This is a genomic window from Mycobacterium sp. E1214, from assembly GCF_001666755.1.
In the GTDB taxonomy this organism is placed as follows: domain Bacteria; phylum Actinomycetota; class Actinomycetes; order Mycobacteriales; family Mycobacteriaceae; genus Mycobacterium.
The window spans coordinates 37,129-49,507 of record NZ_LZJC01000150.1; the positions used below are offsets into that span (position 1 = coordinate 37,129).

Sequence of the window (12,379 nt, forward strand, 5' to 3'; positions counted from 1 at the left end):
CTTGCGTCGGATCATGCGGCGACCAGCTCACGATGAACGTGGGCCAGCACGCGCGGGAGTTCCTCGATGCGCCGGATGCGCTGGGATCGGCGAGGTCCGAACACCTCCGGAAGGGGATCCACCCGGGTGGGCCCGACGCCGACGTAATACATCGACACACCCGCGTCATTGGCCTCCTCAACGGCATGCGCGGCGTCCGCCCAGGCGTAGCGACCCTCATACCCTTCATCGGAGATCAGCCCGTCCCCGATGACGATCAACAGGCGTCGCTCGGACGGTTGGGTCAGCAGCCGGTTGGTCAAATGGCGCAGCGGGGCACCGAGCCTGGTGTATCCACCGGTCTGCAGCCCGAGAGCGCTGGGTGGCACAAACCGGGGGTCCTCGAAATTTTTCAGACAATGGACCTCGACTCGGTGTCGAGTGTTTCCGGTGAAGACGAAGATGCCGTGACGTTCGCGGGCCCGGTTCATGGCGCGTGAAAGCGCGTCGGCGCAAGCCAATTCCAGCTGAAAGATCCGGCCGCCGTGCACGCCCAATGATGAACTACCGTCTAAGAGCAGCGCGGTGGTCACGTCTCGGCTGCTGGGTAGCAGTTCGCGGAAGATGCGTGGCTGACTCGCCTGGCCGGTCGCGGTGTCGATGTAGTGCCTGACGTATTGCTCAACATCCAGATCGGAGCCGTCTTCGAGACGATTCTTCATGGCGCGATGCGTCCGTTCCTCGAACCATTTCCGAAGGTCGGCGGAGACGGCCACGGGCTGGCGGTCGCGGGTGGCGTCTGCGCGCTCCAGGACCGCAACGTGATCTCGCAGAAAACTCTTCGTCCACGCGTTCCACTCGGGGTACGGAATCCCCGGCCGGTGCTCGGGCGTGATGTCGAGGTCGTTGTCCTGTGGACGGCTCGGCGACGGCAAGTTCGGATTGCGGACGCCGCCGTCGCCGCCGACCGCAACCGAGTACGGCCGCGGCAGACGCTTCTGCGTTGTAGTCCAAGGCATCCGGCCGAAGCTGCGCCTCAACTTGTCCGTCACGCCCTGCGGCACTGTGTAGGCCAGCGGTAATTCGCCCAGCAACGGAGCCACGGTCAATGCTTGTCCCGTGGCCGCCAATGCCACCGCCCGATTGAGCATCTCGACGGCCGCCATGTCGGCGGCCTCGGCGGCCAGTTCCGGGAGCAGCCGCCGCAGTTCGGGTAGCAGCCCCGGCCACCGGTCCGCGATCCACCCGAGTGCGACGCCCGCCTCGACCAGGGTGAGTGCCCGCAGTTCCCGAGCGGTCAGCTCGTTCAGCCGATATTCGGTGACGCGCTCCTTTGACGGCGAACATTGCAGGGCGACGCCGCATGTCAGTGATCGCCGGGTCCATTCGGTTGGCACGGGATAGGGGATGTGAACGAAGGTGAGCGCCGTGTTCAGCCCGAATCCGCGACGGCTGCCCGTCACGAGCCGGACTCCGTCGCGGCGTTGCTCACTGAGCGCGACGGCGGTCACGGCGCAACTTCGTTCCAGCGCCATGGCGTGGGCGTCGCGGCTGTCAGTCATCGGTGTCGTATCAGTGCTCAAAATGTGCCGATGTTGGAGAAGAGCCAGTACCAGAACCAGATGACCAGGCCGGTGCCGCCCCACGCGGCCACATAGCGAAGGATCTCCCAGAGATAGCCCATGACCTGACCTCCAGCTTTCAGTCGGAGAAGAGCTCGCGGTTGACGGTGTGCAGATACGGGATGGCGAGGAACGGCGTGATGTAGAAGATGTCGTAGAGCCACCAACCGACCACCGGCAGGACGACACCGGCGAAGCGCACGTCGGCGAACATTGTCATGTTGAACACGTAGGTGATCCAGATGACCACGCCCATCCAGCACGTGACGACCATCCACTGATGGCCCCACCTCTTCATCTGGAGAAAGCCGATCGCGGCGGCAATGCGCATCGTGAAGACGGTCAGGATGAGCCCGACCTCCATGGCCTTTTCGCCCGGGCCCGCCGCGCCGCCGACCCAAAGTTCGTTGTAGTGCCAGAAGTAGCCCGCGTCGAACATGTTGCCCCAGCCGTTGAGCAGCACGCGGGCCCATATCGTGTGGTTCGCTGCCAGGTCGAGCGCCCATCCCACGGTGTTGATCGCGGCGTCGATGATGACCAGGTAGCCAAGCAACGTAACCAGCATCGGTCGCACCGAGAGTCCGTCACGCTGGGCGCGGCGCAGCAATTGCACGCCCCGCAGGAAAAGCGGCAGGCCGAAGACACCCAAGGCCGCGGTGCCGATCAGCAGGCTGCCGGAGATCAGCCATTTGTCGGCTCCACGCTGCGCCAGCTCCGACTGCTCGAGATGCTCGTCGAAATTCAGACCTGTTCGGACAGAGCTCGTTTCGATGGCGGCCGTGGTGGCGTTCACCTCACGCTGGCGCAGCTTCGGCAGGTTCACGAGCTCCTCCGCGTTGTCGAGGCCGTTGACATGGAGGACTATAGCACTGACTTCAGTCAGTGATAACACTTCTGATTAAGCGCAGCCAGCCGGACATCGCTGGACTTGCCGCTGACGACGCCGCGGTTGAGCACCGGTTCGATCATCTACAGCGACATCAGCTGGCATTAGCTGACTGAAGGCAGCTGACGGTCGTTGGCACGTCGTCGCGTTCGCAGGACCCATCGCCGCCCAGGTGTAGCGCTGGCAGCGCGTATCCGCCGTTCGGATCCCGCGCCCCTTGGGAAAGCTCGGTGGGTGAATGGCCCCCGATCAGAATCCGGCAGTGATAGTGCTGCGGCCAGTTCTCGGGGTGACATTCTTGCCGGCGCGCAGCAGTCGACGTACCTCGTCGGGGTCGGACCACAGCGGCGCATAGAACACGCAGTCGGCGTCCAGCGCCTCGATGACGTCTTTCTCGTTGGTCGCCAGCACACCGATCTGTGGTATACCGCACAAACTCGCCGGCGCCCTTGCCAATCTTCTCCGAACGATTAGAGGACCCGGGATCCATGTCCCACAACGAGCTTGGGTTGATGCCGCTGCGCGGCGTCACACGTCCTTAGCGTTACGGCTCACGGCCGCATGCTGCGCAGTGTCCTCGCGACATAGTCGTCGAGCAGATCGCGGCCGGTCGGCCAGTGGTTCGTGGTGATCAACAGGGCATACAGGCCCAGCAGGAAAAACACCGCGCTGTTCATCGCATTGACGTCGGGATCAGTCTCGCCGCGTTCTTGGGCCAGCGAGATCTCCTGGGCGACCAAGACGATCAGCGGGTGATCCCGGCCGCCTTCGGTGGGCGGGCGTGTCTGCGAAAAGTGAAGCGCAAGAAAGTCGTTGAAGAGCACATCACCCAGCCGGCGCTCCAATCCGACGACCAGGCGGACCGCCTCGTCCAGCGCGGCAGCGAGATCGTGTTTCGACTTCAAGAACTGTGCGAACTGCTTGGCAATGCGCTCCTCTTCGCGCCTTTCGAGTTCCAGGAGAACGTGTTCCTTGGTGGGGAAGTGGAAGAAGAAAGTACCGTGGGCGACTCCTGCCGCGCCCACGATGGCACCAACGTCGGCCTCGGCCATCCCGGCTCTGGCGAACTCCGCGATCGCGGCGCCCATCAATCGCTCACGGGTCTGCAAGCGCTTGGTTTCTCGCGCAGACGGCCTCTCAGTCACAGCCATTTTGTTCCTCACAGTTGACCTGACTCACCCAAGATTCAGCCAGTAGCTCGTACATTATGACGGATTTTCGTCAGAAAGGCCTGCGCGGATTAGTCGATATCATCGCTGCACGGCGCGACCAAACTCGGGTCAGCAAGAGTCATTGACTTAAGTCAGAAAAATTTCGTAGATTGAATGCGTCAGACACCATCGAAGGAGCTCCAAGCATGGCGTTGGAACAGTTCCGGCTGGACGGACAGGTCGCCATCGTCACCGGCGCCGGGAAGGGTGTCGGCGCCGGCATCGCCCGGGTCTTGGCGGAAGCCGGCGCCACGATCGTTGGAACCGCGCGCACCGAGGCGGATATCGTTCGCACGGTTGCGGGTATCGAGAAGAGCGGCGGCAAGGGACTCGCGCTGGTCGCTGACGCGATGAGGCGTCCCGACGGGGAGCGCGTCGTGAATACGGCGATGGAGCGATTCGGTCGCATCGACATTCTCGTCAACAATGTCGGTGGCTCCACCTACGCGCGCTTCTTGGATATCACCGACGAAGACTTTCGGCACACGTTCGACTGGTGTGTGACTTCGGCTTTCATCATGAGCCAGCTCGCGGCCCCGCACATGCTCAGTGCCGGACACGGTTCCATCATCAACATTTCGTCAGGTTCGGCCCGGTTCGGCATTCGCGCCTTGACCGCCTATTGCGTCGCCAAGGGCGGTCTGGAGGCTCTCACGCGTGCCATGGCCCAGGAATTGGCGCCGAAGATTCGCGTCAACGCCATCGCACTCGGATCATTCGCCACCGACGGGTTGAAGGGGAGCCTGGACTTGATGCCGGGATCGCTGGAAAAGATGCAAGAGGCCACGCCACTACATCGTCTGGGCGATGTCGAGGACCTCGGACGCCTGGCGGTGTATCTGTCCACGCGCGACTGTTACGCAACCAACGCAACGTTCCACGTCGACGGCGGCATCGACTCGAATAATTCGCCGCTGCCGATACCCGACTACTGAGACTGAATGCGACATCGAATGGTCATGGGAATAGCGAGGTAACGTTGCGCAGGGTCATTCAATTCTCGACCGGGAACGTGGGCCGGCATTCGCTGCGAGCCATCATCGGCCGGCCAGACCTCGAACTGGTCGGGGTGCACGCCGCCAGCGCCGACAAGGTGGGCAAGGACGCGGCGCAGCTGTGCGGACTCGACGTGGCGACCGGCATCGTCGCCACCGACGACGTTGACGCCCTCGTCCACCTCGGCGCCGACTGTGTGGTGTACACCTCGCAGGGTGAGACGCGGCCTATGGAGGCCATCGACCAGATGGTGAGGTTCCTGGCAGCCGGTGTGAACGTCGTCGGCACGTCGCTGGTGTGGTTGGTCACGCCTCGTCACGCGGAAGACTGGTTGCGAGCACCCCTCGAAGCCGCGTGCAAAGCCGGCGATACGTCGCTCTACGTCAACGGCATCGACCCCGGCTTCTCCGGCGATACGCTCGTGCATTCGGCGGTGAGCCTGACCACCAGGGTGGATTCAATTACCGTGCAGGAAATCTTCGACTACGGAAATTATGACGATGCGGAGTTCACGGGCGCTGCAATGGGTTTCGGGTCGGCCGAGGACGAAACGCCACCGATGATGTTTCTGCCTGGGGTCATCGTGTCGATGTGGGGTGGTCAGGTCCGCAGCCTGGCCGACAATCTCGACATCAAACTCGATGACGTGCGCCAGCGGGTCGAACCTTGGTACACCGCGGAACGCATCGACTGCACGATGATGACGGTGGAGCCCGGACAGATGGCCGCGGTGCGCTTTGCCACCGAGGGGGTGCGCGACGAGCGCCCGGTGATCACGCTCGAGCACGTCACCAGACTCACCAGCGCCGCGGCGCCCGACTGGGAGTTCCCCCCCGATGGGCACACCGGCGTGCACCGCGTCGTCGTGGAGGGTGACCCGCGCGTCGAGATCAACACCCACGTCTCCCACCCAAAGTTGGATTCCACCGAAGCGGGCTGCATCTCGACAGCGGGCCGGGCCGTCAATGCGATCGACTGGGTCTGTCGCGCTCCTCAGGGACTAATCACAGTGGAGGATATACCGCTGTCGGCGACGATGCGCGGCGTCATGTGGAGCGAGCGTTGAATCCCACGGGACGCAACGCGTTCGGCAAACGTGTTCTGATGTGGCCGCCAATCAGCCTGGCTCTACGCCCTTTTACTGGCGGAGAACGACAATAATGGGAAGGCGCTTCATGGCAACCCCTTCCGAGGAATCCCGCTCCGACACGGAACTTCCCGTTTTGCCGTTGCCGCGGCCACAGGGTTGCCCGCTGGCACCACCGCCTGAGTTTGCGACCTGGCGGTCCGCTCCCGGGTTGCCGAAGGCGATATTTCAAGGCAACCCGGTCTGGGTTGTCAGCCGCTACCAAGACATCAGGGCGGCGCTGGTAAATCCGCTTCTGTCCGCCAAAACCATTCCGGATTCCATCATGCCGACGGATGCCGACAACAAGGTGGTGGTGATGTTTGCGCGAACCGATGACCCCGAGCATCACCGGCTGCGGCGAATGATGACCAGCAACTTCACTTTCCGCCGTTGCGAGGCAATGCGGCCGCAAATCCGCCGAGACGGTCGACCATTATCTCGACCGAATGATCACCAACTGCGCGCCGGCCGATCTGGTGCGCGATTTCGCGCTTGCAGTGCCGTCTGTGGTGATCGCACTGTTATTGGGGGTGCCACCTGAAGACCTCGAAATCTTCCAACACAACACCACCAAGGGCCTCGACCAGAAGTCCACAGACGCAGAAAGGGGTCAGGCGTTCGGTGCGATGTACGCCTACATTCAGGAGTTGGTGAAGCGCAAAGCACGTGAACCCGGCGATGACCTGATCAGCCACCTGCTCACCAAATACGTGGCGACGGGCGAGCTCGACCGGGCCACAACCGCCATGAACGGTGTCATCATGATGCAGGCCGGCCATGAAACCACCGCCAACATGATCTCACTGGGAACTGTTGCGCTGCTGGAACATCCCGAAATCTTTGCGCGACTCGGTCAGACCGACGACCTCGCGGTCATCGCGAACGTCGTCGAAGAGCTGATGCGTTACCTGAGTATCGTGCACAGTCAAGTCGACCGGGTGGCAACCGAAGATGTGATGATCGGTGGTCAGCTGATTCGGGCGGGCGAGTTTGTCATGATGAGCCTGATGTCGGGCAACTGGGATGCCGAATTCGTCGACAATCCCGAATCATTCGACGGTGACCGAAACACCCGCGGTCACCTGGGTTTTGGCTATGGCGTGCATCAGTGCATCGGAGCCAACCTGGCTCGTGTTGAGATGCAGGTGGCGTTCGCGACGCTGGCGCGACGGCTGCCGGGCCTGAGATTGGCGGTGCCGCAGCAGGAGTTGCGGTTCAAGGACGCCAACATCTACGGCATGACAGAACTTCCCGTCAGCTGGTGAGGCGTCAGCAGCTGAACGCCACGCCTACGCCGTCGGGCGCCGGCGCCGGGCGCAGGCAACCGAACGGCTCGACGCCGGCGGGGCTGAACCGCGCCGCCGATTGGTGCGCGTAGTTCACGCAGAACAGCCCGGCTTGGTCGGCGCGGCAGCGGTAGTCACCGAAGGACAACGAGGCGCCGTCCGCCAGGTCGGCGCCGTTGCCGTTGAGAAAGGGGCCTGGATCGGCGCGCGCCGCCCCCACCTGCAGCGTGTTGCCGTCGAAGTCAACCCAGCCGCCCTGCCAGTCGCCGTAGGCAGTGGTGGGCGGCGGCGGGGGAGCGGTGAGGCTGACCAGGCAGAGCAGGGCGCCGCCGGTGTGCGCGGCATCGGTCAGGCAGGACACCTTGCCCGCCTCGGCCGAAAGGGCGGTGTCGGCACCCAGAGCGGTGCTGGTGCCGTCGCGGGTGGCGCTGTGATATCGCGCGGGATCGGCGGGTTTCCCCGCCTCGATCCAGGCGATCACCTGGGCGATCGGGGCACCCGGGGCCGGCGCGGCGCCCGTGCTCGCCGACGGCGTCGAGCTCGTCGGCGGGCCGGGCGGCAGCTGCGCGGACCGACCGCTGACCGTGTGCGAACACGCGCCGACCAGCAAGGGCACGGCGAGTAACGCGGCGATCCGCATCCCGTCAGGCTAGCCGCAGGCGGGTGCTTTGAGGCGCTGCGCGCGCGTCGTGGCGGTTATGTCGGCTAACGTCGGGTCATGCACCAGCGCAGTATTCGCGCACGCACCACCATCGGCATCGTCGAAGGCTTCACCCGCGACGGGGTCAACCGCTGGCGGTCCATCCCGTACGCCCAACCGCCCGTGGGACGGTTGCGCTTCCGGGCGCCACGGCCCGCGGCGCCGTGGTCGGGAGTGCGGCACTGCCACGGCTTCGCCAACTGCGCCCCGCAGCAACGGCGTTACACCCTGCTCGGCGTCTCCGGTTTCGCGGGGCGTTACCAGCCGATGAGCGAGGACTGCCTGACGCTCAACGTCGTCGCCCCCGAGACCGTGGCGGCCGAGCCGCTGCCGGTCATGGTCTTCTTCCACGGCGGCGGCTACATCCTGGGCAGCTCGGCCACGCCGCTCTACGACGGTGCGGCGCTGGCCCGCCGCGGCTGCGTGTACGTGTCGGTGAACTATCGGCTCGGCGCGCTGGGCTGCCTGGACCTGTCGTCGCTGTCGACGCCGGAATTTCCCATCGACGGCAACCTGTTCCTGCGCGACTGCGTGCTGGCGCTGCGGTGGGTGCGCGACAACATCGCGGCGTTCGGGGGAGACCCCGACAACGTCACCATCTTCGGCGAAAGCGCGGGCGCGCACCTGACCGCCACGTTGCTGGCGGTGCCGGAGGCCGAGGGGTTGTTCGCCCGGGCGATCGCGGAAAGCCCGGCGTCGGGAATGGTCCGTTCGCAGGCGACCGCGGCGCAATTCGCCACCCGCTACGCCGATCTGCTCGGTGTCCGGCCCCGCGACGCCGCCGAGGCGCTGTTGCGGGTGCCCTCCGCGGAATTGGTGGATGCGCAGCACCGGCTCATCGAGCAGGGCATGGAGAGCAGGCTGGGCGCCTTTCCGATCGGGCCGGTCTGCGGCGACGACGTCCTGCCGCTCGATCCCGTCGACGCCATGCGACGAGGCCGGGCGCATCGCGTTCCGCTGATCGTGGGCACCAACGCCGAGGAGGGCCGCCTGTTCACCCGGTTCCTCAGACTGCTGCCGACCAATCGCTCGATGATCGAGGAGCTGCTGGCCGACACCGAACCCGCGGCGCGGGAACGCATTACGGCGGCGTACCCGGGCTACCCGGGCTCGTCGGCGTGCATCCAGCTCGGCGGCGACTTCGCGTTCAGCTCCGCGGCCTGGCAGATCGCCGAGGCGCACGGCGCCCACGCGCCCACCTATCTCTACCGGTACGACTTCGCCCCGCGCACCCTGCGCTGGTCCGGGCTGGGGGCCACGCACGCGACCGAGCTGTTCGCGGTGTTCGACGTCTATCGGAGCCGGTTCGGCCAGCTGCTCACCGCCGCGGCGGACCGGCGCGCCGCGCTGCGGGTGAGCAATCAGGTGCAACGGCGCTGGCGGTGGTTCAGCCGCACCGGCGTTCCCGGCGACGACTGGCCCGCCTACACCGCTGACGAGCGGGCCGTCATGGTCTTCGACAACAAGACGCGGGTCGAGTTCGACCCGCACCCGGAGCGGCGCATGGCGTGGGACGGCTTCTCACTGGCCCAGTGACCTGGCACGCTGAGCCCCATGCGCGCCGACCCCGAGTCCGTCCTCGAGCGACCCAGTGACCTGACCGCCTCCTGGCTGGCGGCGATGCTGGGCACCGGACCGGTCGCGGACTTCGCCGTCGAGCGCATCGGCACCGGCCAGATGAGCGAGTGTTACCGCGTCACGCTGGGCTACGCCGACGGCACGGCCGCCGGCCCCCCGTCGGTGGTCCTCAAGGTCGCGGCCAGCGACCCGATCAGCCGGCAGACCGGGCAGGCCCTGGGGCTCTACGAGCGCGAGGTCCGGTTCTACCGCGACATCGCGCCACGCCTGGGCGGCCCCATCGCGCCGTGCTACCACGCCGCGGTCGACTCCTCGACGGGCGCGTTCGACCTGTTGCTCGGCGACGCCGGCCCGGCCGTCGTCGGGGACGAGATCGCCGGCGCGACCCTGCAGCAGGCGCGTCTGGGCGCGGTCGAGTTGGGACGACTGCACGGTCCACTGCTCGGCGATCCGTCGTTGGCCGACGCGCCGTGGCTCAACCGCGAATCCCCGCTGAACCAGGCCATGATCGCCCCGCTCTACGCGGCCTTCCTCGACCGGTACGGCGCGCAGATCGCGCCCGAGCACCGCGCGGTGTGTGAGCGCCTGGTCGGAGCGTTCGACGGCTACCTGGCCCAAGAGGGCGACGCGGCGCGGCGGATGCACGGCCTGGTGCACGGCGACTACCGGCTCGACAACATGCTGTTCGGCGGCGCCGGCGCCGAACGCGCGCTGACCGTGGTCGATTGGCAGACCGTGTCGTGGGGGCCGGCGCTGACCGACCTGGCCTACTTCGTGGGCTGCGCGCTGCCCACTGCACAGCGGCGGCAGCACTATGACGCGCTGCTGCGCGCCTACCACGAGGCGCTGGGTCCCGAGGCGCCCCTCACGCTGGTCGACATTGCCGAGGGGGTGCGCCGGCAGAGCTTCTTCGGCGTCATGATGGCGATCGTGTCCTCGATGCTGGTCGAGCGCACCGATCGCGGCGACCTGATGTTCATGACCCTGCTGCGACGACACTGCGATCACGTGCTCGACACCGACGCGCTGGCCACGCTGCCGGACGCGGCCGCGCCCGAACCGTTGCAACCGGCACCCGAGGACGAACGGGCCCATCCGCCCACCGCCGAACCGCTATGGAGCGAGAGCTGGTACGCCGACTTCGCGGACCCCGCACAGGGTTTGGGCGGCTGGTTCCGCCTCGGCCTGGTAGCCAACCAGCGCACCGCATGGGTACACGCGTTGGTGTGCGGCCCCGATCTGCCGACAGTGGCCCTCGTCGACACGAACGTCGCGCTGCCGGAGGACCCGTGGACGGTGCGCACCGGCGCGGTCGAGATCGGGCACTGCGTCGTCGAGCCGCTGCACACCTACCGGGTCGAGGTCCGCGGTCGCGGTCAGGCCTACACCGACCCGTCGGCGCTGCTGCGCGGGGAGGCGGGCACGCCCGTCAAGGTCTCGATGAACCTGGAGTGGACGACCGACGGCACGCCCTACGCCTACCGGGTGACGACGCGCTACGAGATCCCGTGCACGGTGTCCGGCACCGTCACCGTCGACGACGCCACCTACCGCTTGGACGCCGTGGCGGGCCAGCGCGACCACTCCTGGGGGGTGCGCGACTGGTGGGGCATGGATTGGATGTGGAGCGCCCTGCACCTCGACGACGGCAGCCATCTGCACGCGGTGAACATTCGGATCCCCGGCGCGCCGGCCTTGACCATCGGTTATGACCAGGGCCCCGGTGCCCGCGTCACCGAGCTGCAGGCCGTCACGTCCCGAGAGTCATTCGGCGACAACGGGTTACCGCTGGAGGCGGCGTTGACTCTGCGGCCGGTGAATGTCACCGCCGAAACGGAGGTGCGCGGTCAGGCGCCCGTGCTGCTCACCGCGGCCGACGGGCGGGTCAGCCAGTTCCCCCGGGTGTGGGCCACCGTCCGCACGGCCGACGGCCGCGGCGGCGTCGGGTGGCTCGAATGGAACCGCAACCTCGCCGGCCCGCCCGGGTGAGCCGGTCAGCACCCATCGTGGTGATGGGCGTCTCGGGTTCCGGCAAGTCGACCGTCGGGGCGGCGCTCGCGCACCGCCTGGGGGCGCCGTTCGTGGACGCCGACGCCCTGCACCCCGCGGCCAACATCGCCAAGATGGCCGCCGGTCAGCCGCTCGACGACCACGACAGGTATCCCTGGCTGGCCCGGGTCGGCGAGTGGCTGGCGAGCCATCCGGGGGGCGTCGCGAGTTGTTCGGCGCTCAAGCGCAGCTACCGCGACCAGCTGCGTGCGCACTGCCCGGGCGCCGCGTTCTTGCACCTGACCGGTTCTCCGGAGCTGCTGGCACGCCGGCTGTCGACGCGCGTCGACCACTTCATGCCCGCCGCCCTGCTCCGCTCGCAACTCGACACCTTGGAGCCGCTGGGCGCCGACGAGGCCGGCGCGACCGTCGACGTCGGCCCCGGCGTCGACGCCATCGTCGACGCCGCCGTCGCGGCGCTGCACACTGGCTAGGAAAGCGCAGCGCGGCGGTGCACGGTGTAGCATTGTGCTACAAGCCGTAACGGAATGCTGCACATCGCCTCGGGAGTCTGTCATGGCCAGATCCGCCAACAAATCCGCCCCGACGTCGAGTGAGAAGTCCCTCGACCGGGTCACGCGGGTGGCCTCGGACCTGATGGACAGCGCGGCCGCCGAGGGTGCCCGCCAAAGCCGCTCTGCCAAACAGCAACTCGACCACTGGGCCCGCGTGGGCCGGGCCGTCTCCAGCCAGCAGACCGCGTCGCGGCGCCGCGTGGAATCCGCGCTGGCCGGTCGGCTGGGCACCGGCGAGCTGACCGTCGAGGAGGGCGTCGTGTTCAACGCCGAAATCTCCGCGGCCATCGAGGAAAGCCTGGCCCGCACGCACTACGGGGCGACGTTGGCCGCGCAGGGCGTCACCACCGTGGCCCTCAACGACGCCGGGGAGATCGTCGAGCACCGCCCCGACGGTGCCGCGGTGGTGCTCGCGGGGCGTCGCTGAT

10 protein-coding genes and 2 pseudogenes are annotated in these 12,379 nt (G+C 66.7%); 7 read left to right on the forward strand and 5 right to left on the reverse strand.

Going from position 1 to position 12,379, the window contains the following annotated elements; all coding sequences use genetic code 11:
* Positions 1–11: 11 nt before the first annotated feature.
* The 4 genes and pseudogenes from A5700_RS20830 to A5700_RS20840 all read right to left on the reverse strand — a co-directional run bounded on the left by A5700_RS20830 (position 12) and on the right by A5700_RS20840 (position 3,638).
* Positions 12–1,541, reverse strand: coding sequence for a nitric oxide reductase activation protein NorD (locus A5700_RS20830; RefSeq protein WP_068067995.1), 1,530 nt, complete (start codon positions 1,539–1,541; stop codon positions 12–14).
* A gap of 139 nt (positions 1,542–1,680) precedes the next feature.
* Entirely contained in the window at positions 1,681–2,373 is a 693-nt protein-coding gene (locus A5700_RS20835) for a hypothetical protein (RefSeq protein WP_068068119.1), read from the reverse strand.
* A 390-nt stretch (positions 2,374–2,763) separates the two neighbouring features.
* Positions 2,764–2,977 (reverse strand): annotated as a pseudogene (locus A5700_RS26260) (dihydrodipicolinate reductase); the annotation flags it as partial.
* A gap of 61 nt (positions 2,978–3,038) precedes the next feature.
* The gene (locus tag A5700_RS20840) at positions 3,039–3,638 is read right to left on the reverse strand and encodes a TetR/AcrR family transcriptional regulator (RefSeq protein WP_068067997.1); all 600 of its coding nucleotides are present in this window, start codon (positions 3,636–3,638) and stop codon (positions 3,039–3,041) included.
* Positions 3,639–3,844: 206 nt separating this feature from the next.
* On the opposite strand from A5700_RS20840, the gene A5700_RS20845 reads away from it, so the two are divergent.
* The 3 genes and pseudogenes from A5700_RS20845 to A5700_RS20855 all read left to right on the forward strand — a co-directional run bounded on the left by A5700_RS20845 (position 3,845) and on the right by A5700_RS20855 (position 7,088).
* Positions 3,845–4,633, forward strand: coding sequence for an SDR family NAD(P)-dependent oxidoreductase (locus A5700_RS20845; RefSeq protein WP_068068000.1), 789 nt, complete (start codon positions 3,845–3,847; stop codon positions 4,631–4,633).
* Positions 4,634–4,677: 44 nt separating this feature from the next.
* The gene (locus A5700_RS20850) at positions 4,678–5,760 is read left to right on the forward strand and encodes a dihydrodipicolinate reductase (RefSeq protein WP_068068002.1); all 1,083 of its coding nucleotides are present in this window, start codon (positions 4,678–4,680) and stop codon (positions 5,758–5,760) included.
* Positions 5,761–5,869: 109 nt separating this feature from the next.
* Positions 5,870–7,088: pseudogene (locus A5700_RS20855) on the forward strand (cytochrome P450).
* A 4-nt stretch (positions 7,089–7,092) separates the two neighbouring features.
* On the opposite strand, the gene A5700_RS20860 reads toward A5700_RS20855, so the two are convergent.
* The gene (locus A5700_RS20860) at positions 7,093–7,749 is read right to left on the reverse strand and encodes a hypothetical protein (protein WP_068204983.1); all 657 of its coding nucleotides are present in this window, start codon (positions 7,747–7,749) and stop codon (positions 7,093–7,095) included.
* Between the two features lie 78 nt (positions 7,750–7,827).
* On the opposite strand from A5700_RS20860, the gene A5700_RS20865 reads away from it, so the two are divergent.
* The 4 genes from A5700_RS20865 to A5700_RS20880 all read left to right on the forward strand — a co-directional run bounded on the left by A5700_RS20865 (position 7,828) and on the right by A5700_RS20880 (position 12,378).
* Positions 7,828–9,345 (forward strand): carboxylesterase/lipase family protein, encoded by a 1,518-nt coding sequence (locus A5700_RS20865; RefSeq protein ID WP_068068006.1) that lies wholly within the window; start codon positions 7,828–7,830, stop codon positions 9,343–9,345.
* A gap of 18 nt (positions 9,346–9,363) precedes the next feature.
* Complete coding sequence (locus A5700_RS20870) at positions 9,364–11,376, forward strand: phosphotransferase (RefSeq protein WP_068068009.1); 2,013 nt, start codon at positions 9,364–9,366, stop codon at positions 11,374–11,376.
* Positions 11,373–11,870, forward strand: a complete 498-nt coding sequence (locus tag A5700_RS20875) for a gluconokinase (protein ID WP_068068121.1) — start codon at positions 11,373–11,375, stop codon at positions 11,868–11,870. Before A5700_RS20870 ends, A5700_RS20875 begins: the two co-directional genes overlap by 4 nt.
* An 82-nt stretch (positions 11,871–11,952) precedes the next feature.
* Positions 11,953–12,378: a hypothetical protein gene (locus tag A5700_RS20880; protein WP_068068011.1), complete on the forward strand. Its 426-nt coding sequence runs from the start codon at positions 11,953–11,955 to the stop codon at positions 12,376–12,378.
* The last annotated feature ends 1 nt before the right edge of the window (position 12,379 follow it).

Coding starts and splice junctions, on each gene's coding strand:
- A5700_RS20830 (WP_068067995.1), bottom strand. CDS start 1,541: ATGACTGACAGCCGCGACGCCCACGCCATGGCGCTGGAACGAAGTTGC.
- A5700_RS20840 (WP_068067997.1), bottom strand. CDS start 3,638: ATGGCTGTGACTGAGAGGCCGTCTGCGCGAGAAACCAAGCGCTTGCAG.
- A5700_RS20845 (WP_068068000.1), top strand. CDS start 3,845: ATGGCGTTGGAACAGTTCCGGCTGGACGGACAGGTCGCCATCGTCACC.
- A5700_RS20860 (WP_068204983.1), bottom strand. CDS start 7,749: ATGCGGATCGCCGCGTTACTCGCCGTGCCCTTGCTGGTCGGCGCGTGT.
- A5700_RS20865 (WP_068068006.1), top strand. CDS start 7,828: ATGCACCAGCGCAGTATTCGCGCACGCACCACCATCGGCATCGTCGAA.
- A5700_RS20870 (WP_068068009.1), top strand. CDS start 9,364: ATGCGCGCCGACCCCGAGTCCGTCCTCGAGCGACCCAGTGACCTGACC.
- A5700_RS20880 (WP_068068011.1), top strand. CDS start 11,953: ATGGCCAGATCCGCCAACAAATCCGCCCCGACGTCGAGTGAGAAGTCC.